22 protein-coding genes are annotated in these 25,210 nt (G+C 74.7%); 12 read left to right on the forward strand and 10 right to left on the reverse strand.

Annotation, left to right across the window (positions count from 1 at the left end; translation table 11 throughout):
- From G446_RS0114600 to G446_RS0114620, 5 genes are all read left to right on the forward strand, one after another.
- Positions 1 to 432, forward strand: a 432-nt coding sequence (locus G446_RS0114600; protein WP_169721308.1) for a hypothetical protein, incomplete at its 5' end; no start/stop codon positions are given.
- Between the two features lie 181 nt (positions 433 to 613).
- Positions 614 to 991, forward strand: a complete 378-nt coding sequence (locus G446_RS0114605; RefSeq protein WP_026410685.1) for a hypothetical protein — start codon at positions 614 to 616, stop codon at positions 989 to 991.
- 177 nt (positions 992 to 1,168) lie between these two features.
- Positions 1,169 to 1,792 (forward strand): DUF4291 domain-containing protein, encoded by a 624-nt coding sequence (locus tag G446_RS0114610; protein WP_084779286.1) that lies wholly within the window; start codon positions 1,169 to 1,171, stop codon positions 1,790 to 1,792.
- Positions 1,793 to 1,916: 124 nt separating this feature from the next.
- Positions 1,917 to 2,516 carry a hypothetical protein gene (locus G446_RS0114615; RefSeq protein ID WP_026410687.1) on the forward strand — a complete coding sequence of 200 codons (600 nt, stop codon included), beginning with the start codon at positions 1,917 to 1,919 and terminating at the stop codon, positions 2,514 to 2,516.
- A 137-nt stretch (positions 2,517 to 2,653) separates the two neighbouring features.
- Complete coding sequence (locus G446_RS0114620) at positions 2,654 to 3,226, forward strand: hypothetical protein (protein ID WP_026410688.1); 573 nt, start codon at positions 2,654 to 2,656, stop codon at positions 3,224 to 3,226.
- A gap of 288 nt (positions 3,227 to 3,514) precedes the next feature.
- Here the strand turns inward: G446_RS0114620 and hemW are convergent, their stop codons facing one another.
- The 8 genes from hemW to G446_RS18380 form a co-directional block, all read right to left on the reverse strand.
- Positions 3,515 to 4,834 (reverse strand): radical SAM family heme chaperone HemW, encoded by a 1,320-nt coding sequence (gene hemW, locus G446_RS0114625; protein ID WP_026410689.1) that lies wholly within the window; start codon positions 4,832 to 4,834, stop codon positions 3,515 to 3,517.
- Positions 4,831 to 5,862 carry a tRNA (guanosine(46)-N7)-methyltransferase TrmB gene (trmB, locus tag G446_RS18370; protein ID WP_084779287.1) on the reverse strand — a complete coding sequence of 344 codons (1,032 nt, stop codon included), beginning with the start codon at positions 5,860 to 5,862 and terminating at the stop codon, positions 4,831 to 4,833. Before trmB ends, hemW begins: the two co-directional genes overlap by 4 nt.
- 73 nt (positions 5,863 to 5,935) lie before the next feature.
- Positions 5,936 to 6,679 (reverse strand): MOSC domain-containing protein, encoded by a 744-nt coding sequence (locus tag G446_RS0114635; RefSeq protein ID WP_084779294.1) that lies wholly within the window; start codon positions 6,677 to 6,679, stop codon positions 5,936 to 5,938.
- A 104-nt stretch (positions 6,680 to 6,783) separates the two neighbouring features.
- A complete protein-coding gene (lepA, locus tag G446_RS0114640; protein WP_026410691.1) occupies positions 6,784 to 8,658 on the reverse strand; it encodes a translation elongation factor 4 in 1,875 nt (624 codons plus the stop codon).
- 230 nt (positions 8,659 to 8,888) lie between these two features.
- Positions 8,889 to 10,052, reverse strand: a complete 1,164-nt coding sequence (gene glf, locus G446_RS0114645; protein WP_026410692.1) for a UDP-galactopyranose mutase — start codon at positions 10,050 to 10,052, stop codon at positions 8,889 to 8,891.
- A 107-nt stretch (positions 10,053 to 10,159) separates the two neighbouring features.
- Complete coding sequence (locus G446_RS0114650) at positions 10,160 to 11,182, reverse strand: glycosyltransferase family 2 protein (RefSeq protein ID WP_026410693.1); 1,023 nt, start codon at positions 11,180 to 11,182, stop codon at positions 10,160 to 10,162.
- A gap of 190 nt (positions 11,183 to 11,372) precedes the next feature.
- On the reverse strand, positions 11,373 to 12,677 hold the full coding sequence (locus G446_RS18375; protein ID WP_051286058.1) for a type II toxin-antitoxin system HipA family toxin: 1,305 nt from the start codon (positions 12,675 to 12,677) through the stop codon (positions 11,373 to 11,375).
- Positions 12,674 to 12,973 carry a helix-turn-helix domain-containing protein gene (locus tag G446_RS18380; protein ID WP_034471033.1) on the reverse strand — a complete coding sequence of 100 codons (300 nt, stop codon included), beginning with the start codon at positions 12,971 to 12,973 and terminating at the stop codon, positions 12,674 to 12,676. The genes G446_RS18375 and G446_RS18380 overlap by 4 nt, the downstream gene beginning before the upstream one ends.
- Before the next feature lie 1,029 nt (positions 12,974 to 14,002).
- Between G446_RS18380 and G446_RS18390 the strand changes: the two genes are divergently transcribed.
- From G446_RS18390 to trpA, 5 genes are all read left to right on the forward strand, one after another.
- Positions 14,003 to 15,856 (forward strand): anthranilate synthase component 1, encoded by a 1,854-nt coding sequence (locus tag G446_RS18390; protein WP_084779288.1) that lies wholly within the window; start codon positions 14,003 to 14,005, stop codon positions 15,854 to 15,856.
- A 1-nt stretch (position 15,857) separates the two neighbouring features.
- The gene (locus G446_RS0114670) at positions 15,858 to 16,496 is read left to right on the forward strand and encodes an anthranilate synthase component II (protein WP_026410694.1); all 639 of its coding nucleotides are present in this window, start codon (positions 15,858 to 15,860) and stop codon (positions 16,494 to 16,496) included.
- A gap of 156 nt (positions 16,497 to 16,652) precedes the next feature.
- Positions 16,653 to 17,759 (forward strand): anthranilate phosphoribosyltransferase, encoded by a 1,107-nt coding sequence (trpD, locus tag G446_RS0114675; protein ID WP_026410695.1) that lies wholly within the window; start codon positions 16,653 to 16,655, stop codon positions 17,757 to 17,759.
- Positions 17,756 to 20,104, forward strand: coding sequence for a tryptophan synthase subunit beta (trpB, locus tag G446_RS18395; protein WP_051286059.1), 2,349 nt, complete (start codon positions 17,756 to 17,758; stop codon positions 20,102 to 20,104). Before trpD ends, trpB begins: the two co-directional genes overlap by 4 nt.
- A gap of 1 nt (position 20,105) precedes the next feature.
- Positions 20,106 to 20,969 carry a tryptophan synthase subunit alpha gene (gene trpA, locus G446_RS0114685; RefSeq protein ID WP_026410696.1) on the forward strand — a complete coding sequence of 288 codons (864 nt, stop codon included), beginning with the start codon at positions 20,106 to 20,108 and terminating at the stop codon, positions 20,967 to 20,969.
- Between the two features lie 30 nt (positions 20,970 to 20,999).
- On the opposite strand, the gene G446_RS0114690 is transcribed toward trpA, so the two are convergent.
- Together G446_RS0114690 and G446_RS18400 are read right to left on the reverse strand one after the other, a co-directional pair.
- Complete coding sequence (locus tag G446_RS0114690) at positions 21,000 to 21,698, reverse strand: response regulator (protein ID WP_026410697.1); 699 nt, start codon at positions 21,696 to 21,698, stop codon at positions 21,000 to 21,002.
- 5 nt (positions 21,699 to 21,703) lie between these two features.
- Complete coding sequence (locus G446_RS18400; protein WP_084779289.1) at positions 21,704 to 23,230, reverse strand: sensor histidine kinase; 1,527 nt, start codon at positions 23,228 to 23,230, stop codon at positions 21,704 to 21,706.
- Between the two features lie 130 nt (positions 23,231 to 23,360).
- Between G446_RS18400 and G446_RS0114700 the strand changes: the two genes are divergently transcribed.
- Both G446_RS0114700 and G446_RS0114705 read left to right on the forward strand, forming a co-directional pair.
- Positions 23,361 to 24,413 (forward strand): ABC transporter ATP-binding protein, encoded by a 1,053-nt coding sequence (locus tag G446_RS0114700; protein WP_051286060.1) that lies wholly within the window; start codon positions 23,361 to 23,363, stop codon positions 24,411 to 24,413.
- A complete protein-coding gene (locus G446_RS0114705) occupies positions 24,413 to 25,207 on the forward strand; it encodes an ABC transporter permease (protein WP_051286061.1) in 795 nt (264 codons plus the stop codon). The genes G446_RS0114700 and G446_RS0114705 overlap by 1 nt, the downstream gene beginning before the upstream one ends.
- The last annotated feature ends 3 nt before the right edge of the window (positions 25,208 to 25,210 follow it).

The following is a 25,210-nucleotide window of genomic DNA, read 5'->3' on the forward strand; positions in this document are numbered from 1 at the left end:
GCCGACTGCGACGACTCCTACCTGCTGGACTACTACGTCATGCGCGTCCTGGAACTTCCCTTCGAGACCCTGCACGTCCTGGCGGGAGGCGGGGTGAGAAGGGCCCTGGCCTGCTCAGTGGCCGCGCTGGGGCTCGCGGACGAATTCAGTGAGGAGCTCGATGATGAGAACGAGCTGTGGGACCCGGAGCGCCAGGAGCAGCTGCGCGTCATCGCAGCCCTCAAAGCCGGCCGGCACCCGACCTTCGACTCCTGCCTGGCCTCGCCCACCACCCGCAGACTCACCGAGGTCCTGCCCGCAATCGTCGCGACACAGCGCGCGAGGCAGGACGAATACCTGGCATCCATCCACCGCTGGGAACAGGCGAGACTGCGCGCAATGCAGAAGGAGTACCTGGCGAACATCGGCCACCGTCGACGGGCCCGCGAGTAGGCTCACTCGGGGGATTCCGCCTTCCAGGTCGATCCGACCGGGTCCCGTCTTCATTCGATACTCGTCCCGATGAGTTCCGTAATATCGCAGATGAGGAGTGGTCTTATTGTCGGCTGAGTCGGAGCGGCTGGTCCGGGGGCCGCGGCCCGGAGAGCGTCCCGGGGGTCTGGGCCTCACCCGAATGAACTTCGTCGCCGACGGCGACGCCGCGGCCGTCGTCGATCGGGCCCGGGACGTCATGCTCCGGCTGGCCGGGTTGCCGGCGTCGGCCTTCAACGACGTCGCCACGGGCGATCTGCTGCCGAGGTGGTTCCTCGCCGCCTTCACGCGCCAGCCGCTGGCCGGGCAGTGCCCGCAGGACGGGGACTGGACCCTGGAGGGGTGGCTGTACTGGGCGGATCCGGGCGAGCGGCCCTGGCGCTGGTGGGATGCGCGCGCCGTCGACGCCGACCGCGGGACGATCGAGATCCAGGTGGCGGACTGGCCGACGCCGGTTGCCGCCCTGTCCTGGCTGCTGCTCGCCGCCGGCGCCACCGGTACGGACTACCGGGAGTCCTGAAGGTGGACGGGCGGGGATCGTGCGCCGTGCCGGGCCGTTCCCGAAGACCGGGGGCCGGGGCGCCCGGGCGTCAGGGCCCGATGGCCGCGGGCTCGCGGGCGCGGTGGGCTGCTCGCCGTCGACGGCGTGCGGGGCTCCCGATGGCCGCGGGCTCGCGGACGTGGCAGGTTGGGGTCCGTGAGTGAGCAGTCCGGCGCCGCGCCCGCGCCCCGTCCCCGTCGTCAGGTGCGGGCCGTGTGGGATGAGGAGTCCATAACCGTCTACCAGGCCTACGGTCCGGCCATCGCCGGGGCCGCGGTGGCCGCCGGCCGGTTCGTGCCGCCCTTCAGCCGCAACCGGATGACCTGGGTCAAGCCGTCCTTCCTGTGGATGATGCACCGCTGCGGGTGGGCCGCCAAACCCGGCCAGGAGCGGGTCCTGGCGGTGCGGATGAGCCGGTCGGGCTTCGAGGAGGCCCTGAGCCGGTCCTGCCCGAGCCGCTTCGATCCGGGGCTTCACGCCGATCACGGGCAGTGGGCGGCGCTCAAGGCCTCCAGCCCGGTGCGCGTGCAGTGGGACCCGGAGCGCGACGCCGCCCTGCGGCCCCTGCCCCACCGCTCCCTCCAGGTGGGGATCGGCCCCGGCGCCGTGGACGACTACGTGGACCGCTGGGTCCTGTCTCTGCACGACATCACCGACGAGGTCGTCCGGCTCCGGTCGCTGCCGGCCCCCGGCGCCGCGGACCTGCCCGACGAGCGCCCCTACCCCCTGCCCGAGGCCCTGGCCAGACGGATCGGGGCCTCGCCGTACGGCACGTCGTAGCACAACCGCGCCGTGATCGGACGGGACCGGCGGACGGCGGACGGGCTTCGGCGGAGAACGGTATGGTGCCGGGATATGGATTCGGTAATATCAAGAACGTCTGCAGGGCTGGAGTGAGTGGATTATGGTGGAGGAGTATCTCACCGCCGATGATTTCGCTGGCCTGTCGCGCGGTGGTCTGGCGGAGGCGTGCCTGGCGTGTTCGGCGAGGCTCTCGCCCATGTTCGCGGCCTTCGCCACGCGCAGCGACCCGCGGGACTACGACGACCTGGTCAGGGACCTGTGGGCGTGCGCGGGCCGGGAGGTGAGCCCGCGGGAGGCCGAGGAGTTCGAGCGGCGCATGGAGGCGTTCCCAGAGGTGGGCTGCGACGACTCCTACCTGCTGGACTACTACGCCATGAGCGTTATGGGCATTCCCCTTGAGGCCCTGCACGTCCTGGCCGGAGGCGGGGTCGAAAGGGCCCTGGCCTGCTCGGAACTCGCATTGGAGCTCCTGGGCGGATTCAGGGTACTGTTGGGCGATGAGAAGAGCGAGCTGTGGGACGCCGAGCGCCAGGAGCAGCTGCGCGTCATCGCAGGCCTCAGGACCGGCCGGCACCCGACCTTCGACTCCTGCCTGGCCTCACCGGTCTCCCGCATACTCGTCGAGGTCCTGCCCGGAATCGTCGCGACACAGCGCGCGGAGCAGGATGAGTACCTGGCCCGTATCCGCCACCAGGAATAGGCGAGACTGCGCGCAATGCAGAAGGGGTATCCAGCGAACGCTGCACAAAGATCCGAACGCCCGCTTCCCCGCATCGGATGGGAAGTGGAATGGAACACATGAGTCGATCATCACAACAATCGCAAGAATCCAGGCGCGTGATCAACATCAGTGGGGTCGAGCGCGTTTTCGAGGTGCGTTTCGTAGATTTCCCGGACGGGATGACGGAGTACGTCATCGGCGATGAGATGGACCAGGCCCGCCGCTGCCTTCGCGTCGACGACTACTCCGGGAGCACGGATGGCCTCCCCACCGACTCGTGGGTGCTGACGCTCGTCGCCCCGGGTTACGGCAGCCAGACGCTCACGCGGATACTCGACATCCCCGCGGGCCGCACGCTCACCGTGGTCTCCCGAGGCACCCTCTTCATGGGGAGCGTCGACGACCCGGCGGGCTTCGCGGCGGTGGCGACCGACTGGCCGATCCGCAGCGCCCGCACCTACCCGCAGGCCGGCCTCGCCGTCCTCGCCACCGACTGCTCGGCGACGTGCGTGGACGCGAACGGGGTCCGCTGGAGGAGCCGGAGACTGGCCTACGACGGCGTCGTCCTCGGGGACCTCGAGGGCAGGATCCTCCGCATCGAGGCGGAGGACTACGACCCCCGGACCATCCTCCTCTCGATCGACGACGGCCATATCGTCCACCACTACAAACCACTGCCCATCGACTGAGCCTTTCTCACCGGAAACTGCGGTGCGGGGGCGGGGCGCCCGAGCGGGGCCGGTGACGAGATCGCCGGGTAGCTCGCGAGCACGTCACTTAACCCGCGAGAACGTACCTCTGGCAGACGTGCTCGCGGGTTAAGTGACGTGCTCGCGAGCCGCGGCGCTCGACGCCCCGACGTCGAGACGCGCATTCCGCGCTCGAAAATAATGGTTGGAACTGCGCTCTCGAGTGCGAAATGCGCGTCTCGACGAAGAAGGCGAGGAGTGGGCGGCGGGGGGCGGTGCGGACGCCCGCTACACGAGCGCTCTGGTCACCGCGTCGGCCATGAGGCGGCCGCGCAGGGTGAGCACCGCCCGGCCACTCAGGGCGGCGTCGGGCTGGAGGAGCCCGTCGGCGACGAGCCGGGCCACCACGGGCACCAGGTGCTCGGGCGTGCGGCCCCGGCCACCGCCGTCGGACGCCCATCCGCCGTCCGCAGGCCCCCGCGAATCCCCGCCGCCGGCCGCTCCCCCGCCCGGGCCCGCCAGCTCCAGGCCCTCGCGCATGCGGATGCCGAGCATGACCCGCTCCAGTTCCCGCGCCCGGGCGTCGACGACCTCGTGCCCGGCCACGGGCAGTCTCCCGGCCGCCACCCGCCCGGCCCACGCCACCGGGTGCTTGACGTCCCACATGCGCACGTCCCCCAGGTGGGAGTGCGCCCCCGGGCCCGCCCCGTACCAGTCCCAGTCGCGCCAGTACGCCTCGTTGTGGCGGCACTCGGCCCCCGGCCTGGCCCAGTTCGAGATCTCGTACCACCGGTAGCCGGCCTCCGCCAGGACGGCGTCGGCCACCTCGTACTTGGCGGCCTCGTCGTCGTCGCCGGGCATGGGCAGCTCGCCGCGGCGCACCCGCCCCCACATCCGGGTGCCCTCCTCGATGACCAGGGCGTAGGCGCTGATGTGGTCCGGCCCGATCCCGATCGCCGCCTCGAGGCTGCGCCGCCAGTCCCCCATGGACTCCCCCGGCGCGCCGTAGATGAGGTCCAGGCTCGTGCTCAGCCCCGCCCGCCGGGCCCAGTCCACCACCAGCGGCACCCGCTCGGGGGTGTGGGCGCGGTCGAGCACGGCCAGCACGCGGGGCACCGCCGACTGCATCCCGATGCTCACCCGCGTGAACCCCGCCCGCGCCAGAGTGGCCAGGTAGCGCTCGTCCACGGTCTCCGGGTTGGCCTCCGTCGTCACCTCGGCGCCGGGGGCGAGCCCCCAGGTGCGCCGCACCAGGTCGAGCATGCGCACCAGGTCGCCGGCGGGCAGCACGGTCGGCGTGCCCCCGCCCAGGAACACCGTCCGCGCCCGCCTCCGCGGCAGGCCCGCCCGGTCCATGGCCGCCGCCGCCAGGGCCAGCTCGCCGGCCAGGGTGTCCACGAAATCGCCCGCCGAGGCGCCCGGCCCCATGTCCAGGTTCGTGTAGGTGTTGAAATCGCAGTACCCGCAGCGCACCCGGCAGTAGGGCACGTGCAGGTACACGCAGAAGGGGCGCGGCGCGGCCCCGGGCGCGGCCGACGACGCGCGCACCGCCCCGGGCAGCTCCCCCGCCCCGGGCAGGGGTCCGCCCTCGGGCTGGGCCGGGCTCACGCCCGCGAGCGCGGGCGCGCCCGGCGCCGCCCGCCCGGCTCCAGCTGGCGGGCCAGGCTCGGGCGCATCCGCTCCCAGCGGTCGTCCGCCTCGGTCTGCAGCGCGCCGGCGCGCTCCAGGGCCACCAGCATCGCCTCGCTGCGCGCCGGCGTCCACAGGGTCTCGGTGCGCACCGCCGTCAGGTCGCGGACCGTGCGGCCGGCCTCCACGCCCTTGGTCTCGAAGCGGGTGATCACCCGCCCGGCGAAGCGCTCCGACCAGCCGCCCACCACCCCCGACGGCGAGCCCGGGTCGATGCCGTTGCCGGCGCTGCCCTCCTCGGCGCCCTCCGCACCCAGGTCGGGCCGGGCGCCGGCGTCGTCGTAGCGGAAGTACGGCGCGGTCATGTCCGCCTCCAGCCCGACGGGCAGGGCGGAGACGGCCTCCAGCACGTCGCGCATCTGCCAGGCGTAGTCCGACCAGTCCGTGGCCAGGCGCCACACCCCGCCCGGGCGCAGCACGCGGGCGACGGCGTCGGCGAAGCGCGGCGTGACCAGGCGCCGCTTGCGGTGGCGGGCCTTGCGCCACGGGTCGGGGAAGAACACCCACACTTCCGAGGCGCAGGCCACCGGCAGCGCCGTGGCCAGCAGCTGGGAGGCGTCGGCGGGCGCCACCATGACATTGGTCAGGCCCCGCTCGGCGATGGAGCGGACCAGGGAGGCGATCGCCGTCTGCCACACCTCCACCGCCAGGTGGTCCACGCCCGGGTGGTCGGCGGCGTGGGCGAGGATCGCCTCCCCGACGCCCGCGCCCACCTCGACGATCAGGGGCCGCACCTGGCCCACGTGCCGGAACACCCTCTCCGGGTCCAGCCGGAAGGAGGGGTCGACGGTGCGGATCGCGTCGGCCCGGGGCACCTCGACGACGTAGCGGCGCCCGTGGCGATCCAGGGCGCGCGCCTGGGCGTCGGTCAGGCGACCCCCGGCGCGCGAGAAGGAGCGCACCCGGGAGTGGATGGCGTGGGACCTGGGGGGATGGACCTGGGACATTGTGCGCTCCTGCCTCTCGTCGTTCTGCGTTCTGCCGTTCTGGCCGCTGCCGCTCTGGGCGCTCCGGCCCCGCTCAGCCGATCCGCTCGTGGGCGGCGGCCCGGACGTAGTCGCGCGTGAACGGGGCGATGACGCAATTGCCGAAGATCTCGGAGTTGAGCATCGCCTGGGCGTCGCGCGGGTCGTGGTGGGCGAACCAGCGGGTGCACGTCACCCGGTGCCCCGGCGAGGACACCACCCGCACCTCGTCGCCGGCGCGCACCCGCCCGCTGGCGAGCACCCGCAGGTAGACGCCCACACGGTTGCGCGCGGAGAAGACCTCCACCCAGTCGTCCCGCCCCGCGCTGCGGGCGAAGTCCGGGCAGGGGTTGCGCACGCCCGTCACCCGCACCCGCACTCCCCCGGCGGCCGGGTCCCCGATGGCCAGGATCGCCCCCAGCTCGACGTCGTCGATCCCGCCCGCGGGGCCCGGGACGATGAGCAGATTCTCCCCCAGGCGCCCCGGCTCGATCCCGCCCAGCACCCGGCTCCAGTGCTCCTGCTCGGCGGCGTCCATGACGTAGAGGGCCCTGTCCGCCCCCGCACCGCCGTGCGGTCCCCCGACCAGGCCGTCGCGCGAGACCTCGACCGGCCCGTCCGCCGCCGTCGCGCCGCTCGCGCAGGGGCCCTCCTGCCCGTCGTCGGGCCGCGGGCGCGGAGTCGCGCAGATCGGTCCGACGACGCCGACCAGGTCCCCGTCGTGGAAGGGCGAGGGCTCGTCGCGGTGACGCCCGTCGGCCCCGGCGTGGGGAAGACCCAGGACCCGGGCCGACCTCATCCCGCCCGGGGCGGCGCCGTCGGCGACGGCCTTCCCCGCAGCGGCGGCCCCGCCGTCAATGCTCTCGGTCACGACTCCTCCTCGCCGGCGCCCGGCGGCGCCCTCTACTTGTCCCTGCCGGTGGGCTGATCCGCCCCCAGCGCCGCGATGAAGGCCTCCTGGGGCACCTCGACCCGCCCGATGGCCTTCATGCGCTTCTTGCCCTCCTTCTGCTTCTCCAGCAGCTTGCGCTTGCGCGAGATGTCCCCGCCGTAGCACTTGGCGAGCATGTCCTTGCGCAGCGCCCGGATCGTCTCGCGGGAGATGATGCGCGAGCCGATGGCCGCCTGCACCGGCACCTCGAACTGCTGGCGCGGAATGAGGTCCTTGAGGCGCTTGGTCATCATGACGCCGTAGGAGTAGGCGGCGTCCCTGTGGACGATCGCGCTGAAGGCGTCCACCCGCTCCCCGTTGAGCAGGATGTCGACCTTGACCAGGTCCGCGCTCTGCTCGCCGTCCATCTCGTAGTCCAGGGAGGCGTAACCGCGGGTGCGCGACTTCAGGGCGTCGAAGAAGTCGAAGACGATCTCCGCCAGCGGCAGCGTGTAGTGCATCTCCACGCGCGAGGGCGACAGGTAGTCCATGCCCCCCATGGTGCCGCGACGCGAGACGCACAGCTCCATGACCGTGCCCACGAACTCGCTGGGGGTCAGGATCGTGGCCCGCACCACCGGCTCGCTCACGTCCACCACCTTGCCCTCGGGGAACTCGCTCGGGTTGGTCACCGTGTGGACGCTGCGGTCCTCCATGGTCACCGTGTAGACCACGGAGGGGGCGGTGGAGATGATGTCCAGGTTGAACTCGCGCTCCAGGCGCTCGCGGATGATCTCCAGGTGCAGCAGCCCCAGGTAGCCGCAGCGGAAGCCGAAGCCCAGCGCCACCGAGGTCTCCGGCTCGTAGGTCAGGGCGGCGTCGTTGAGCTTGAGCTTGTCCAGGGCGTCGCGCAGGGCCGGGAAGTCCGAGCCGTCCACCGGGAACAGGCCGGAGAAGACCATGGGCTTGGGGTCCCGGTAGCCCGACAGCGGCTCGGCGGCCGGGCGCGCGGCCGCGGTGACCGTGTCGCCGACCCTCGACTGGCGCACGTCCTTGACCCCGGTGATGAGGTAGCCGACCTCCCCGGCGCCCAGGCCGGCCGACGGCGCGGGCTCGGGGCTGATGACGCCGATCTCCAGCAGGTCGTGCACGGCCCCGGTGGACAGCATCTCAATGCGCTCGCGGGGCTTGAGGGCGCCGTCGACGACGCGCACGTAGGTGACCACGCCCCGGTAGGTGTCGTAGACGGAGTCGAAGATCATGGCGCGGGCCGGGGCGTCGGGGTCGCCGTGCGGGGCCGGGACGGCCTCGACGATGCGGTCGAGCAGCTCGGCCACGCCCTGGCCGGTCTTGCCCGAGACCCTCAGGACGTCGTCGACGTCGCAGCCGATGAGGGAGGCGATCTCCTCGGCGTGGCGCTCGGGCTCGGCGGCGGGCAGGTCGATCTTGTTCAGGACCGGGATGACGGTCAGGTCCCCCTCGATGGCCATGTAGAGGTTGGCCAGGGTCTGGGCCTGGATGCCCTGGGCGGCGTCGACCAGCAGGACGGCGCCCTCGCAGGCGGCCAGGGAGCGGTTGACCTCGTAGGAGAAGTCGACGTGCCCGGGGGTGTCGATCATGTTCAGGGCGTAGGTGCGCCCGCCGTCGGGCCCGGCGACGGTCCAGGGCATGCGCACGGCCTGGGACTTGATGGTGATGCCGCGCTCGCGCTCGATGTCCATGCGGTCCAGGTACTGGGCGCGCATGTCGCGGGGGGCGACGACGCCGGTGGCCTGGAGCATGCGGTCGGCCAGGGTGGACTTGCCGTGGTCGATGTGCGCGATGATGCAGAAATTGCGCAGCTGGGACGACGGCGTCGCGGCGGGCGCGACGGTGGCGGCCTGCTCCGGCGTGGGGATCGGTGACACGAGTGCCTTCCGTGATCTGGTGGTCGGCCGCCGGGCGGCGGCCGCGGAACATCCGGGCCAGTGTCCCACGAAGAGGCGCCGGCGCCCGCGGCCGCGCCCGTGAGATCCGACGGGCCTCCGGTCGCCCGGGCCCCGGCGGGCCGCGTCGCGCGCCCCGCCCGGCCGCGGGCCGCGAGCGCTTTCGGACTCCCGTCGGCCCCGCCGGCCCGCCCGGCCGCCCGGCCCGGCGGCTACGACCGGTTCCGGTACCAGGGGCGCACCACGGTCTCGAAGCGCTGGAGGGCCGAGCCGATGGCCATGTGCATGTCCAGGTACTGGTAGGTGCCCAGCCGCCCCCCGAACAGGACCCGGTTGGTCTCCCTCTCGATCCCCGCCAGCTCCCGGTAGCGCGCCAGGCGCTGCCGGTCGGCGGCCGTGCTCACCGGGTAGTAGGGCTCGTCGTCGGCCCCGGCCATGCGCGAGTACTCGCGCATGATGACGGTGGCGTCGGCCGGGCCGGAGCGCTCGGGGTGCAGGTGGCGGAACTCGTGGATGCGCGTGAAGGGCACGCAGGCGTCCGAGTAGTTCATGACGGCGGTGCCCTGGAAGTCCCCCACGTCCACGACCTCGGTCCGCAGGTCCAGGGTCCGCCAGCCCAGGGCGCCGAAGCGCTCGTCGAACCAGCGGTCCACGGCCCCGGTGTAGACCACCGGCACGCGCCCCAGGACGGCCCGCCGTCCGACGTCGGGATCGGTGAGGAAGTCGACTCCGGTGCGCACCTCGATCCGCGGGTGGTCGAGCATCCGCGAGATCCACTCCCCGTAGCCGACCAGCGGCAGGCCCTGGTGGGCGTCGGCGAAGTAGCGGTTGTCGTAGGTCAGGCGCACCGGCAGGCGGGAGATGACGGCAGCGGGCAGCTCGCGCGGGTCGGTCTGCCACTGCTTGGCGGTGTAGCCGCGGATGAAGGCCTCGTACAGAGGCCGGCCGATGAGGCTGATCGCCTTGTCCTCCAGGTTCGCCGGCTCCCCGACGACCTCCCCGGCCTGCTCGGCGATGAGCGCGGCCGCCTGCGCCGGACCGAGGGCGGCGCGGAAGAACTGGTTGATGGTGCCCAGGTTGATGGGCAGGGGGTAGACCTCGCCGCCGTGGTTGGCCCACACGCGGTGCTCGTAGCCGTTGAAGCCGGTGAAGCGGTTGGCGTAGGCCCACACGCGCTCGTCGGAGGTGTGGAACAGGTGCGAGCCGTAGCGGTGGACCTCGATGCCGGTGGCCCCGTCCGGGCTGGACCAGGCGTTGCCGCCCACGTGCCCGCGGCGCTCGACGACGAGCACGCCGATGTCCAGCTCCTCGGCGGCGCGCTGAGCGATCGTGGTGCCGAAGAATCCTGAGCCGACGACGACGAGATCGGTGTTCACGGTCCTGTCCTCCCGGGGCGGGGTGCGGGCCCCGGTCGGGGCAATGGGCCCAATTGTGCGGGACGCGGGCGCCTTGTCGAATCCGCCGGCCAGCGCGGCCGGGACGGTCAGTTGAGGGCCAGGACCCGGCGCGCCACGTGGTAGCCGAGCACCGGGACCGTGCGCCCCGCCCGGCCGGGCAGGTGCAGGACCCGCCCCAGCGTCTTGCGGCGCAGCTTCGTGTAGACGTCGGGCCGCTGCTTCTCCATGCGGGCCCACAGCCGATCCTTGATGGCCAGGTTCGCGGGCGTGTTCGAGCGCAGCGCCATGGTGGTGATGACCACGCAGCTCATGAGGTAGATGTGGATGAGGTAGGCCTCCAGCTCGGGGCCGACCTCGCCGGTGCGGGGCATGGCCTCGAGCATGAGGGCGTTGACCCGGTCGTGCTGGTCCAGGCGGGTCACGATGACCTCGTCGGACACCGACTGCCCCTCCCGCCCGATCGTGTACAGGTACAGGTCCTCGTTGATGTACACGAGGGAGTCCACGTGGATGAGGGGCTCGAAGGAGTACAGGTTGTCGACGTAGAAGCAATGCTCCGGCAGGCGCATGCCCGAGTCGCGCAGCACCTCGGTGCGGTACATGAGGGCGTGCATCATGAGGTACTGGTCGGGCCGGAAGCGGCCCACGTCGCTCCACGAGCCCACCCGCCCCTGCGGCAGGATCCTCGGGTAGCGCACGGCATGGCGGTGCGGCCGGCGGTCGGCGCGCATGTACACGAAGTTCGTCACCACCAGGTCCGGCTCCACGCCTTGATCGCGCCACTCGCGCAGCTGCGTCAGGACCCGTTCGAGGGCGGCGGGGTCGAGGGCGTCGTCGGAGTCGACCACCTTGATCCAGGTGCCCGTCGCCGCGGCGACCCCGGTGTTGACCGCCCCGCCGTGGCCCTTGTTCTCCTGGCGGATCACCCGGAAGCCCTCGTGGGCGGAGGCGAAGCCCTCGGCGACCTCGCCGGTGGCGTCGGACGAGCCGTCGTCGACGACGACGACCTCGACCTCGCCGCCGGGGACCACCAGGGTCTCCAGACACGCCAAGAGGAAGTCCGCGGAGTTGTAGGCGGGGACGACGACCGACAGCAGTGGGGAGCTCACGCCGGGATCATCCCATGGCCGGGCCCCGACCGCGATACCCGCCTGGTCACCATCGGCCCCGGCGGCGGACCCCGCCCCGGCGCTCCTGCGCCATCCCGGGCGAAACCGCGATCCGGCCACCGCGATGGGCCGCGTGACCCCCACCCGCGGCGGACCGAGTGGGCGGGCGCCGCGGCGGGCCGCGACCCGCTCACCGCAGCAGGTCGCGGGCCCCGGCGCAGCGCCGGCCGACGGCGTCGAGCAGGAGGGCGGGCAGCCGCTTGCCCTCCAGGGCGGGGTTGTCGGCGCGTTCGCGGGCGATGACGGTGGCCAGGGCGTCGGGCAGGATGTCGGCGAGCCGCGCGACTCGGGCGACGACGTCGGCCCCCTGCATGCGGGCCCGCGAACCGAGCCGGGCGTCCTCGGCCAGGCGCTCCCACTGGGCGGCCCCGATGCGGGCGAGCCCGCGCTCGCCGCCGATGCTCATGGCGGAGGTCCGCCAGGGCGCCCCGCCCCCCGGGGGGCCGAGGGGCGCCCCGCCCCGGGCGTAGGGCAGGCCCGAGGCGAGGTCGTACAGGGGGGCGAGCAGGCGGCGGTCGCCCGCATGGAGGATCGAGTAGTTCTTGGCGTGCGCGTCGGGGGCTCCCAGCAGGACGTTGACGATGAGGGCGTCGACGAAGCGGCGGATGGAGGCGCCGTCGCGATCGCCCCACCGGGCGAGCAGGTCGATGATCTGAAGCGCGCCGGGGCCGCCGTCGGCCTCGTACTTGCGCCGCGGGTAGGTGCTCGTGGCCTGGCACAGGTCCTCCTGGTGGACGCGGCGGACCCGCCCGCCCTCGCGGAGCCGGTCGTAGCGCTCGACGATGAGGGCCTCGCGCCCGCCGAGCCGGGCGTAGCGCGTCCGGGCCGCCGGGATGCCGATCTCGCGCAGGGTCGTCAGGCACAGGTGCTCGTCGAGGGCCTGCTCCTTCATCCTCGTGATGCCGGGCTTGAGGATGTGGGTGGTCGGTTCGCAGCCCCTGGCCTCACACCACTGGCCCCCCTCGCGGCGCAGAGCGATCTTGGTCTGGGCGCCGGCCAGCGACCAGCCCTCCCCCGGCGCGATCCAGGAGGGTTCCCGCCCCTCCTCCAGGGCGGCCAGGCGGGCGCCGATCTCCTCCTCGCTCAGGGCCACGAGTTCGCCGTCGTCATCCAGGGCCCGCGTCAGGTGCTCGGCGTCGGCGAAGCGCACGGCCCCGGCGCAGTCCAGGCCGATGTGCTCCAGCAGGGCGAAGGGGTTGCGCGGCGAGACTCCGTAGCGCGCGGCGAGGGCCTCGCGGACCGAGGCCTGGTCGGGCAGCAGCCCCTCGAGGAAGGGGTCGACGACGCGATGGCGGAACTGACCGCCGTCGACCGGCATGGACAGCGAGATGGGCGCCGTCCGGGCCCCGACGTAGGAGAAGCGGTGCTCGCCGCCGTCGGTCTGGATCAGCTCGCCGACGACGCTGCGATCGAGAATGACGAACAGGGACCTCATAGCAGCCCCAGTGCGCGCAAGTGGGCGTCCAGGGCGTCCTGATCCTCATCCGCCGCCGTCGGCGAGTGCGGGGCGGGGCGGTCGCGCAGGACGAGTTCCAGGCCGAGCGCGCCGGCGACGTCCAGCACGGCGCCGAACTCCACGCCCGCCCGTTTGCCGCCCTCGACCTCGCTCACCCACTGGCGCGAGACGCCCGCCCGCCCGGCCAACTGGGCCTGCGTCAGGCCGGCGGCCAGGCGATGACGGCGGAGCGTCGCGCCCAGATCGCCGAGAGTGGGGATGCCGGACGGAACCATCTCGTCACAATATCATGACATGCGCGTCGTGTCATAATTTCATGACATGTGCGCGATCGCGCGGCTCGTGCGGTGCGTGCGGTGCGTGCGGTGCGTTCCGCGCCGACGGCAGCGCGTCGGCGCCGCCCGGGGCGCCCGAAGGGGCTGGACGACCACCGCCACCATCATCTTCGTGGTCCGGGCGCCGCCCGGCGCCCGGAAGGCCGGTCCTCGACGGCCTCGCGCAGCTGCGCGAGGAGCCCTTCCCGGGGGATCTGGACGGCGAGTTGTCCAAATCTGTTGCAAAGGCCCCGATCGCGTCAGAGCGCCGGAGGAGAATCGTTGATATTCCGCGCTTCTTCTCGCGGCCGATCCCGGCCCGGGGCGCCTTTGCAACAGATTTGGACAAGTCCCCGCTCCGGATCGTCCCAGGAGCCCCATGCGCCCCACCGCGACCGCACTCCACCCGCACAGTAGGCGAAGACAATTCCGTCGAGGAAGAGTTCCTCGGGAACCACCGCCGTGCCGGGGGACTCGCCCGGCGGGATCGCGTCTACTACGCCCCTTTCCCTTTACTTCGCTCTTCCGCCCTCCGCTACGCCCCTTTTTCTCGTACAGCGGAGGGTGAAGGGGCGTAGCAGACGAGAAGAGGCGTAGCAGAGGGCCCGGCGCGGCGGCTCCCGCGGGGATCCTGGCCAGCGGCCACCCCGACCGTGATCTGGACGCGGTCGATGACGGCCTGAGGACGGTCGGAGCCTCCGGCAGCCCCGCCGTCGCGGCCCGGGGGCGTCAGCGGGGCGGAAAGACGCCGGCGTAGCGGGCCGGCCGGGTCATGAAGGCACCCGCGCACGGACCGACGATTTGGTCATCCCCGCCCCCGGCCCCTAGGCTCGCCCCATGACAGCGTTCCGCACCCGCCAGTGGTGGTGGCTCCCCGATGGGCGAGCCACTCATGCCGCGTAAACCGGCACCGGAACCACGAGCTCGCCACCAGGCGGGCTCTTCGCATGCTCGGGGCGAGTCCTGGTGGCACCGACAGGAAGGCACCACATGACGCTTCGGCCGCCCACCGTCCTGACGCGGACGGTCCGCTACGCCCACGACGGCGGGCGCCTTCTGGAGCACCTCGCCGCCGCCGGTCTCATCGCCACCACCGACGACGGCCCCGGCGCCCGTCCGCTGGACACCGTCCTGCTGGAGAGCGTCGACATCGCCACCAAGGTCTCGCGCACCACCATCGCCGTCCTCGAGGCCTGCGCGCGACTGACCTGCCAGGGCCCGACCGTCACCGTCGAGGCCCTCCCCCAGGCCCCCGCCGACGGCCGGGCCGCCCTGGCCCGCCTGCGCGAGGCCCTGGCCGACTACGTCGTCGCCGGGCCCGGCCCGAGCGGCGCGCCCCCGGACTCGCTGACCCTCACCATCCCGCCCGCCCCTGACGACGGCGCCCTGGAGGAGCGCGAGCGCCTCACCGCCCCCTCCACCATCGCGCCCCTGCGCGTCCTGGCCGGCGCCGAGGTCGACCACCCGCACCTGCCCCTGGAGGCCGGCGTCGTCGCCTTCGACTACCTCGCCACCTTCGAGACCCTGCCCGACGTCGCCATGGGCGACAACACCTGCCCCGACTACCTCTTCTACGACGCGCGCATCATCCTGGTCATCGACCACCCCACCGCCCGGGCCACCCTCGTGGGCGCCAGTCTCGATGAGCCGGACCTGGCCGCCCGCCTCGACGAGCTGGCCGCCGCCATCGACGCCTTCGACGGCGGGGGCGGAACCGACGCGGGCGCGCCGGTCGCCATCCCCGCCGGCGGGGATGGATCCGACGCCGACGCCGGCGGGCCCGCGGCCGCCGCGCCCGCCGGCGGCGGGGCCGGGCGCACCGACGTCGTCCACGCCGTCCCCACGCTGTCCGACGACGGCTACGCGGCCGTCGTCGAGACCATGAAGGAGGCCATCGCCGCCGGCGAGGTGTACCAGGTGGTGCCCTCGCGGGGCTTCACCATGCCCTGCCCGGACGCACTGGCCGCCTACCACGAGCTGCGCGCGGCCAACCCGAGTCCCTACATGTTCTACCTGGGCGCGCCGGACTTCCAGCTGCTGGGCGCCTCCCCCGAGTCCGCGCTGCTGCACTCGGCGGCCACCGGCGAGGTGGCCATCCGCCCGATCGCGGGCACCCGCCCCCGGGGCCTGACGCGGCGCGGGGACGTGGACCACGAGCGGGACACGCGATTGGAGCTGGAACTGCGCACCGACGCCAAGGAGGTGGCCGAGCACGTCATGCTCGTGGACCTGGCCCGCAACGACGTCGCCCGAGTGTGCGCGCCGGGCACCCGGCGCGTGCGCGACCTGCTGCGCGTGGACCGCTACAGCCGGGTGATGCACCTGGTCTCCGAGGTCGCTGGGACCCTGGCCCCCGGCCTGGACGCCCTGGACGCGTTCCGCGCCTCCATGACCATGGGCACGCTCACCGGCGCGCCCAAGCTGCGGGCCGCCGAGCTCATCCGCGCCGCCGAGGGGGTGCGCCGGGGCTCCTACGGCGGGTCGGTGGGCTATGTGCGCGGCGACGGCGAGCTGGACACCTGCATCGTCATCCGCTCCGCCTTCGTGCGCGGGGGGCGGGCCCTGGTCCAGGCGGGCGCGGGCGTGGTCGCGGACTCCGTGCTGGCCGCGGAGGCCGCGGAGACCGTTCACAAGGCGAGCGCGGTCCTGGCCGCCGTGGCCGCCGCCCAGGGCGCGCGTCTGGTCGTCGACCGCGAGCCGGCCGCTGGCCCGGCCGCGACGGCGGACAGTAGCGGCCCGGTCGCAGCGGCGGGCGGCGCCGTCGGTGCCGGCACCGCTCGCGCCGACGCCGGTCCTGCCGGCGCCACTGCCCGCGCCGCCGCCACCGCCGGAAGGGAGGCCTGAGATGCGCGTCGTCCTGCTCGACAACCGCGACTCCTTCGTCTACAACCTGGTCGACCAGTTCGCCTCCCTGGGCGCGGACATCGAGGTCTGGCGCAACACCGTCCCGGCGGCCGCCGTCCTGGAGGCCCTGGAGCCCTCGGCGGCCGAGGCCGGTCGCGGGCGGCGCCCCGTGCTGTGCCTGTCGCCCGGGCCCGGGCACCCGCGCGACGCCGGCTGCCTCATGGGGCTGCTCGACGCCGCGCTGGCGCGCCGCGTCCCCACCGTGGGCGTCTGCCTGGGGTTCCAGGCGATCGTCGAGGCCTGCGGCGGGAGCGTGGGCAGGGTCGGGGCCGTCCACGGGCGCCGCGTGCGCGTGGAGGTGACCGCCGCCGGCCGGGCCGATCCGGCCCTCGCCCCGCTGGGCGGCGGGCCCCTCGACGTGGCCCGCTACCACTCGCTGGGGACCCGTGCGCTGCCGGACGACCTGGTCGCCCTGGCGGTGACGGGCGACTCCGACCCGGCCGGCGGCGGCGTCGTCATGGCGGCCCGCCACCGCTCGGCGCCGGTCGTGGGCCTGCAGTTCCACCCCGAGTCCGTCCTCACCCCGCACGGCCCGGGCATTCTGCGGGCCCTGACCGAGGACCTGGCCGACTGCCCCTGAGCCCCGCCCGGCCCCGACCGGAGACCGCCCCCGAGGCCCGGCCGCGCCCCGGCCCCCGGACCCCGGCCTCCCACACGTCCACCACCAGCCAGTCACCAACCGACCAACCCCTTCAGGAGAGATCGCATGACCACCGCACCCGCGGAGAACAACGCCATGAGTACGCCGGTCGCCGGCGCGCCCGCCGCCGTCGCCGACGCCGAGGACGCCCGCCGTCTTCTGCGCGACGTCATCCAGGGCAGGCGCCTGACCCAGGACGAGACCGGCGTCGTCTTCGCCGCTCTCGGCGCCGGCGACCTGACCGAGACCGAGACCGCCGCCCTGCTGGCGGCCCTCCACTCGCGCGGGGAGACCGCCGACGAGGTCGCCGGCGCCGCCGGGGCCTTCCGCGGGGCCGCCCGCGCCTTCCCCGAGGTGCCCTTCCCGCTCGTCGACGTCGTGGGCACCGGCGGCGACGGCGCGGGCACCATCAACATCTCCACCGGAGCCGGGATCGTGGCGGCCTCCATGGGCGTGTGCGTGGCCAAGCACGGCAACCGGGCCGTGTCGTCGCGCACCGGCGCCGCCGACGTCGTCGCCGCCCTCGGCCTGCCCCTGGACCTGAGCCCGCAGGAGGCGGTGGAGGTCCTGGCCCGCGACCACTTCGTCTTCCTGTTCGCCCAGGCCTACCACCCGGCCATGAAGCACGTGGCCCCGATCCGCAGGGCGCTGGCGACCCCCACGATCTTCAACGTGCTGGGCCCCCTGCTCAACCCGGCGCACCTGACCTACCAGCTCATGGGCGTGGCCGACCCCGCCATCCTCGACATGATCGCCCAGGCCATGGTCAGGCTCGGGCGCAAGCGGGCCCTCATCGTCCACGGCGCCGGCACCGACGAGATCGCCGTGCACGGCACCACCCTCGTGCGCGAGGCGACCCCCCGCGGCGTCAAGGCCTACGAGGTCACCCCCGAGGAGCTGGGCGTGCGCCGCTGGGAGCTGTCCGACGTGCTCGGCGGGGATCCGGACGAGAACGCCCGGCTGCTGCGGGAGGTCTTCGCAGGGCGCGGACGGCCCGCCCACCGCGACGCCATCGCCGTCAACGCCGGGGCCCTGCTCTACCTGGCGGGGCCGGCCGACAACCTGGCCGACGGCACCCGCATGGCCCTGGACCAACTGGCGAGCGGGGCGGTGGCCGAGCACCTGGAGGCCATGACCGGGGCCGGGGCGGCGAGCCCCGCGGCGGCCGCGAGCGCCGCCGGGGCCGGGGAGGGGGCCCGATGAGCCCGGCCGCCGCGGACGCCGCCGGCCGCCCCGGGGAGCCCGACCGCCCCGAGCTCACCGGTCGCTCCGGCCGCCCCGAGCGCCGGCCGGTCGACGAGCGCCTCATGGCCACCGGCACCGTCCTGGACTCCATCGTTAAGGCGCGCACGGCGCGCATCCCCGAGCTGCGCGAGCGATTCGGCCACCTGCTCCAGGCGCCCCCGCCCCGCTCGCCCCGCTCCTTCGCCGACGCCCTGCGCACCCGCTCCGGCGAGGGCGCCACCCCGCGCCCGGCCCTCATCATGGAGTGCAAGGCGGCCTCCCCCTCGCGCGGCACCATCCGCGCCGACTACGACCCGGCCGGGCTCGCCCGCGCCTACGCCCCCTGGGCGGCGGCCGTCTCCGTGCTCACCGAGCCCGACCGCTTCAACGGCTCCTTCGAGGACCTGGCGGCCGTGCGCGCGGCGGTGGACGCGCCGGTGCTGTGCAAGGACTTCGTCGTCGACCCCGTTCAGGTGCTGGCCGCCCGCTCGCTGGGGGCGGACGCGATCCTGCTCATGCTCTCCGTTGTGCCCGACGACGTCTACCGCGAACTCGCCGACCTGGCCGCGGACCTGGGCATGGAGGTCCTCACGGAGGTCTGCACGCCCGAGCAGATGCACCGGGCGGCGCGGCTGGGCGCGCGCGTCATCGGCATCAACAACCGGGACCTGCGGACCCTGGCCACCGATATCGCCCGCACGGAGGAGCTGGCGCCGCTGGCGCCGTCGGGCGCCGTGCTCGTCGGGGAGTCGGGCGTGGAGGGCGCCGACGACGTGCGCCGCCTGGCCGGGCTGGTCGACGCCCTGCTCATCGGCTCGGCCCTGTCGGGCGCCCCCGACCCGGGCGCCCTCGCCGAGGCCCTGGCCACCGCCGTGCCCCTGCCCGCCGGGACCGGCGGGCAGGCCGGGGTCGACGGCGCCAGCCCCGCCGTCGGCCCGCACGGCGCCGACGCCGACGCCGGCCGCAATGCGTCGGGGCCCGCCAGCGCCGACGACGCCGGTGCGCCGGCCCCCGCCCGCCCGCCCCGCGGGCGCGACGCGCACCACCCCAGACTGCCCGCCTACTTCGGCCCCTACGGCGGGCAGTACGTGCCCGAGCTGCTCATCCCGGCCCTCGACCAGCTGGAGGACGCCTTCATCGAGGCCCGGTCCGACCCGTCCTTCGCCGCCGAGCTCGACGACCTCATGCGCCGCTTCCTGGGCCGGCCCACCCCGGTCACCGAGCTGCGGACCCTGCCGCTGGAGGGCCGGGCCCGCATCCTCCTCAAGCGCGAGGACCTCGTCCACGGCGGGGCCCACAAGGGCAACCAGGTCCTGGGTCAGGCGCTGCTGGCCAGGCGCATGGGCAAGTCCCGCATCATCGCCGAGACCGGAGCGGGCCAGCACGGCACCGCCACCGCCATGGTCTGCGCCCTGCTGGGCCTGGAGTGCACCATCTACATGGGCGCCACCGACGTGGTGCGCCAGGCGGCCAACGTCGAGCGCATGGAACTCATGGGCGCGCGCGTGGTGCCCGTGGCCAGCGGGGCGGGCACCCTCAAGGACGCCGTCAACGAGGCGCTGCGCGACTGGACGGCGTCCTTCGCCACCACCCACTACCTGCTGGGCACGGCCGCCGGCGCCCACCCCTTCCCCACCATCGTCCACGAGTACCACCGCTGCATCTCCCGCGAGGCCCGCGCCCAGGTGCTGGCCCTGACGGGGCGACTGCCGGACGAGGTGATCGCCTGCGTGGGCGGGGGCTCCAACGCCATCGGCATGTTCAGCGAGTTCATCGACGACGCCGGCGTCGGCCTGATCGGCGTGGAGCCGGCCGGAGCGGGCCTGGAGACGGGCCGTCACGGCGCCCCCATCAACGCCGGGCGGACCGGGATCCTCCACGGGGCCCGCTCCTACCTCATGCGCACGCCCGAGGGGCAGGTCGAGGAGTCCTTCTCCGTCTCGGCGGGCCTGGACTACCCGGGCGTGGGCCCCGAGCACGCCTGGCTGGCCGACACGGGGCGGGCCCGCTACGTGGGCATCACCGACGACGAGGCCGTGGAGGCCTTCGTCGCCCTGTCGCGCCACGAGGGCATCATCCCCGCTCTGGAGTCCGCCCACGCCCTGGCCCAGGCCCTCAAGATCGCCAGGGGGACGCCGCCGGGCGCCCCGGCCCCCCACCTGCTGGTGTGCCTGTCCGGGCGCGGGGACAAGGACCTGGACCAGGTGCGCATGCGGCTGGGCGGGTCCTTCTCCTCCGACGGCGCCGTGGCTCGCGCCGCGGCCGTGGTCGAGGAGATGGGCGGGCGCACCCGGTATTCGTCGTCGGCGGGGCAGGAGGCCTGAGATGAGCCGCTACTTCCGAATGTTCTCCCGACTGCGGGCGGCCGGCGAGGGCGCCTTCGTCCCCTTCGTCATGCTCGGCGACCCCACGCCGGAGCTGAGCGAGGAGGTCGTCGAGGCGCTCATCGACGGCGGTGCTGACGCCCTGGAGCTGGGCGCGCCCTTCTCCGACCCGGTGGCCGACGGCCCCACGATCCAGCGGGCCCACATCCGGGCCCTGGAGGCGGGGACGGGGTTCGCCGACGCCCTGGCGGTGGTGGCGCGGGTGCGCGCCCGCCACCCCGAGATCCCCATCGGCATGCTCATCTACGGCAACGTGCCCTTCTCCCTCGGACCGCGGGACTTCTACGCCGAGTGCGCGAGGGCCGGGGTGGACTCGGTGCTGCTGGCGGACGTGCCCGTGCGCGAGGGCGACGCCTTCTCCGCCGCGGCGGCGGCGGCCGGGGTCGACGCGGTCTACATCGCCCCGCCCTCGGCCGACACCCGGACCCTGGATGCGGTGGCGGCCTCCTCGCGCGGATACGTCTACGCGGTCTCGCGCGCGGGCGTGACGGGCACCGAGCGCGCGGCCTCGACCGTCGGCCTGGCCGCCTCGGTGGCCCGGCTGCGCGCCGACGCGTCGGCCCCGGTCATGCTGGGCTTCGGCATCTCGCGGCCCGACCAGGTGGCCGAGGCGATCGCGGCCGGGGCCGACGGGGCGATCAGCGGTTCGGCCACGGTCAAGATCGTGGAGGCGCACGCGCCCGCGCTGGCCGCGGCGGCGGGTCCGGACGGGGATCCGGCCGCGCTGGCCGCGGCGGTGGCGGCGATGAAGGCCGAGCTGGGCGAATTCGTGGCGGCGATGAAGGCGGCCGCGCGCCGGCGGTGAGCCGACGCCGGCGGCGGGCCCGCGCGGGGCCTACTGCGCCAGGACCTCGTCCAGGCGCACGACGCCGGAGCGCAGGGCCAGCAGCACCAGTTGGACGCGGTCGCGCGAGCCGGTCTTGGCCAGCAGGTGGGATACGTGCGTCTTGACCGTCGGCATGCTCACCCACAGCCTGTCGCAGATCTCCCGGTTCGTCAGGCCGATGGCGACCAGCCGCAGGATCTCGCGCTCGCGCCCCGTCAGCCCGGCGAGCTCCCCCGCGCCGCCCGGCGCCGGGGCGGCGCGCGCCGCCGGGTCCGACGGCGCCGGGGCGCCCCGCCGCACCGCGCCCAGCAGGCGCCGGGTGGGCCCGGGCGAGATGACCGAGTCCCCCGCGTGCACCGTGCGCACCGCCTCGACGAGCTGTTCGGGCGCGGTGCTCTTGAGCAGGAATCCGGCCGCGCCCGCCTCGATGGCGCCCAGCACGTAGCCGTCGGTGTCGAAGGTCGTCAGGATGATGATGCGGCCCTGGGCGCCGCCGGACACCAGGCGGCGCGTGGTGTCCAGGCCGTCCAGCCCCGGCATCTGGATGTCCAGCAGCAGCACGTCGACGGGGTCGGACTCGGCCCTGCGCAGCGCCTGGTGGCCGTCGGCGGCCTGCCAGACCACCTCCATGTCGCCCTGCGCGCCCAGCAGCATGGCCAGTCCCGCGGTGAGCAGGGGCTCGTCGTCGGTCAGGCCGATGCGGATCACCGCGCTCACGCCGCGCCCCGCTCGGTATCCCATTCGGTCGCGGCGCTCCGGCCCGCGTCCGCGCCCGGACCCGCCGGGGTGCCCGGGCCCGCACCCGGCTCCGGGCCCGCCGCGGCGCCCGCGGCCGGGGCGGGCACGGCGATGCGCACCCGCCAGCCGCCCGCGGGCCCGGGGCCGGCCTCCAGGGATCCGCCGACGCTGGCGACCCGCTCCGCCATGGACGCCAGGCCCGCGCCCGTGCGGCGGGCGCCATCCGCCCCGGCGCCGGCGCGCGCGGGGGCCTCGTTGTCCACGACGACGTCGAGGCGATCGCCCACGGTCATGGTGACGGTGGTCGGGGCGCCGGCCGCATGCCGCATGACATTGGTCAGCGCCTCCTGGACGCCGCGGTAGACGGCCTCGCCGACCTCGGGGGCGACGTCGGCCGTCTGCAGCAGCGACAGGCTCACCGGCAGACCGGCGCGGCGGGCGCGGGCGAGCAGGCCGGCCACGTCCTCCAGCCCCGGCGGGGCGACGGCGCCGGACGCCGGAGCCGGTCCGGGGCCGCCGGGCGCACCGCCGGACGGGCCGTTGGACGGGCCGTTGGACGGGCCGTCGAACCCCGGCGCGGCCGGGCCCGCCGTGGATCCGTCCGACGGATCCGCGGATGCGCCCGGCGGGTCCGCGAAGACCCCGGGACTCGCGGGCGCGGGGGCGCCGCGTTCCGCGGATGCGGGCGGCGCCGCGCCGGGGTCCGCGGCCTCGTCGTCGGCGCGCAGGACGTCGACCAGGGCGCGCACCTCGTCCACGGCCCGGCGGCTCGTCTCGCCGATGACTCCGAGCGCGGCGTCGGCCGCACCCGGATCGGCGGCCAGGACGGCGCGGGCGCCGGCGGCCTGCATGGAGATGACCGACAGGCAGTGGCCCAGCAGGTCGTGGACGTCGCGGGCGATGCGGGCGCGCTCGGTCGCCACGGCGAGCCGGCGCTCGACGTCCTGCTGCGCCTGAAGGATCGCGGCCCGCTCCAGGGCCCGCTCGACGCGCTCGCGCGCCCGGCGCCGGGCGGCGCCCACGAGCGCCGCCACCGAGACCAGCGCCCACCCGGCGACCAGGGGGATGACGTAGGCCCCCGCCGTCTCGGGGTTCATGAACCCGCTGACGCGGTAGGCAGCCAGCACCGTTCCGGCGTAGACCAGGGCGAGGAGCGCCGGGCCCCAGGGCCGGCGCATGCGGCTCTGGGTCGTCTCGGCGGCGACCAGGCAGGAGGCGATCGCGAGGAGCGACAGGTCCTCCATGACGGCCAGGTGGAGGCTCAGGGCCGCCCCGATGACGCCCACCGAGGCGGCGGGGTGCAGGCGCCGCAGCGCGATGGCCGTGCAGCACGCGGCGGTCACGGCCAGGAAGACGGCCCGCACCGCGGCGCTCCCGCCGGGGTCCGGGGCGCCGGCGGGGTTGAATGCGCAGAAGCAGGCCAGGAGGGCGGCGAGGAGGACGTCGGCCGCGCCGGGCCTGATCCGCGCGCCCGGCGGCCGCCCGGCTCGTTCGACGGTCATGGCCACGACCGTACCGGCGCGCGGGCCGCGGGGCGTCATACCCGGGTATGAGCGCCGCGGCGCCGGGCGGGCTGAATCTCAGACCACGGCCCGACGACCCGCCCGGCCCCGCCCGGCAGGATCGGGGGCCATGAACGCACGAACTCCCGCACCGCCGTCGGCGCCGGCGTCCGCGCCGCCCGCCCCGACCCGGCGCGGCCCCGCTCCCGCCGCCCCGCCGGCCGCCCCGGACCGCCCGGCCGGACCGGCCATCACCACCGCGGGCCTGACCCGGGTCTTCGGCTCGGGGGCCCGCGCCCGCACCGTCGTCGACCGCCTCGACCTGGTCGTGCCGCGCGGGGTCGTCTACGGCTTCCTGGGGCCCAACGGATCGGGCAAGTCCACGACCATGAAGATGCTGCTGGGGCTGCTCGAGCCGACCGCCGGGTCGGTGAGGCTCCTGGGCCAGGACCTCACCCGCGCCGCCCGCGGCCCGCTCATGGCCCGCATCGGCTCCATGATCGAGCGCCCGCCCGGCTACGGCCATCTCACCGGCGCGGAGAACATGCGGATCGTGCAGAAGCTGCTGGGGCTGTCCGACGGGCAGGTCGAGCGGGCGCTGGCGCTGGTGCGCCTGAACGAGCACCGGGACAAGCTCGTGCGCGCCTACTCCCTGGGGATGAAGCAGCGCCTGGGGATCGCCATGGCCCTGGCCCGCGAGCCCGAGCTGCTCATCCTGGACGAGCCGACCAACGGCCTGGATCCGGCGGGCATCGAGGAGATCCGCCGGCTGCTGGTCGAGCTGGCCGGCCGGGGCGTGACGGTCATGGTCTCCAGCCACCTGCTCGACGAGATCGACCGCATGGCGGGCGTGCTGGGCATCCTGTCCGCCGGGCGGCTCGTCTTCCAGGGCACGCGCGCCCAGCTCATGGAGCGCTCCGTGCCGGACCTGCTGGTGGTCACCCCGGCGGGGCGAGCGGCGCTGAGCGCCGAGGTCCTGGCCGGGCTCGTGCCCGCGAACGGGCCGGGCGCGGCCGTCCCCGCCACCGAGGGGATGCGCGTGCCGGGCCTGAGCCCCGACGGCGCCGCCGAGCTGGCCCGCCGCCTGGTGGGGGCCGGGGTGCCCGTGCACGAGCTGCGCCGCGAGCCCAAGAGCCTGGAGGAGGTCTTCATGGACCTCACCGGCGGGGCGGGGGCGCTGTGATGGGCGCGCGCGTCCCCGCCGGGCGCGCCGCGGCGTCCGGCGGAACAGCGGGCGGGCTCGCCCTGGAGCTGGCCAAGATGCGGCGGCTGCGCACCGTGCCGGTGGCAGCGGCCGTGGTGGCGGCCACGGTGGCCCTGTCCGGGATCAACCTGATGAGCGCCGACCGGGCGGCCTTCACCCGGCCCGGCTCGCACATGTGGGAGCAGCTGCTGCTGGGCTACACGCTGATGGCGGCGATCACCGGCCCGGTCCTGGCCTCGGTGCTGGCCAGCCGCCAGACCGACATCGAGCACTCGGGGGCGGGCTGGACGCTGTTCGCCACCGCCGGGCGCGCCCCCGGGGCCCTGTGCCGGGCCAAGCTGGCGGCCCTAGCCGTCGTCGTCGTTCCGGCCGTCCTGGTCCAGAGCCTGGCCCTGGTGGCCTGGGCGCGCCTGTCCGGGGTGGGCGTGCCGCTCGACGCGGGCCCGTGGGCGCTGTACACCGTCGAGCTCATGGCCGTGGACCTGGCCCTGTGCGCCTTCCACGTGTGGCTGGCCGCGGTCGTGGAGAACCAGCTCATCGGCGTGGGCGTGGGGCTGATCGGCTCCTTCATCGGCGTCTACATGCTGCTGGCGCCCGCGTCGGTGGCGCGCCTGGTCCCGTGGGGCTACTACGCCGTCATCTCCTGCGCCCGGATGGAGGGCGCGACGGCGCGCTACACCGCCCCCGCCCCGGGGTGGGTGGCCGGCTTCCTGGTCCTGTCCGCCGTCCTCTTCGCCGTCGCCACCCGGCGGCTCGACCGGATCGAGAGGTGATCC

Origin of the sequence: Actinomyces dentalis DSM 19115 (assembly GCF_000429225.1) — a bacterium.
Lineage (GTDB): Bacteria > Actinomycetota > Actinomycetes > Actinomycetales > Actinomycetaceae > Actinomyces > Actinomyces dentalis.

Bases quoted from the DNA above. Each gene is read 5' to 3' on its own strand.
- G446_RS0114605 (WP_026410685.1), top strand. From the start codon at position 614: ATGAACTTCGTCGCCGACGGCGACGCCGCGGCCGTCGTCGATCGGGCC.
- G446_RS0114615 (WP_026410687.1), top strand. From the start codon at position 1,917: ATGGTGGAGGAGTATCTCACCGCCGATGATTTCGCTGGCCTGTCGCGC.
- trmB (WP_084779287.1), bottom strand. From the start codon at position 5,862: ATGTCCCAGGTCCATCCCCCCAGGTCCCACGCCATCCACTCCCGGGTG.
- G446_RS0114635 (WP_084779294.1), bottom strand. From the start codon at position 6,679: ATGAGGTCGGCCCGGGTCCTGGGTCTTCCCCACGCCGGGGCCGACGGG.
- G446_RS18375 (WP_051286058.1), bottom strand. From the start codon at position 12,677: ATGAGGTCCCTGTTCGTCATTCTCGATCGCAGCGTCGTCGGCGAGCTG.
- G446_RS18380 (WP_034471033.1), bottom strand. From the start codon at position 12,973: ATGGTTCCGTCCGGCATCCCCACTCTCGGCGATCTGGGCGCGACGCTC.
- G446_RS18390 (WP_084779288.1), top strand. From the start codon at position 14,003: ATGACGCTTCGGCCGCCCACCGTCCTGACGCGGACGGTCCGCTACGCC.
- G446_RS0114670 (WP_026410694.1), top strand. From the start codon at position 15,858: ATGCGCGTCGTCCTGCTCGACAACCGCGACTCCTTCGTCTACAACCTG.
- trpD (WP_026410695.1), top strand. From the start codon at position 16,653: ATGAGTACGCCGGTCGCCGGCGCGCCCGCCGCCGTCGCCGACGCCGAG.
- trpB (WP_051286059.1), top strand. From the start codon at position 17,756: ATGAGCCCGGCCGCCGCGGACGCCGCCGGCCGCCCCGGGGAGCCCGAC.
- trpA (WP_026410696.1), top strand. From the start codon at position 20,106: ATGAGCCGCTACTTCCGAATGTTCTCCCGACTGCGGGCGGCCGGCGAG.
- G446_RS18400 (WP_084779289.1), bottom strand. From the start codon at position 23,230: ATGACCGTCGAACGAGCCGGGCGGCCGCCGGGCGCGCGGATCAGGCCC.
- G446_RS0114700 (WP_051286060.1), top strand. From the start codon at position 23,361: ATGAACGCACGAACTCCCGCACCGCCGTCGGCGCCGGCGTCCGCGCCG.
- G446_RS0114705 (WP_051286061.1), top strand. From the start codon at position 24,413: ATGGGCGCGCGCGTCCCCGCCGGGCGCGCCGCGGCGTCCGGCGGAACA.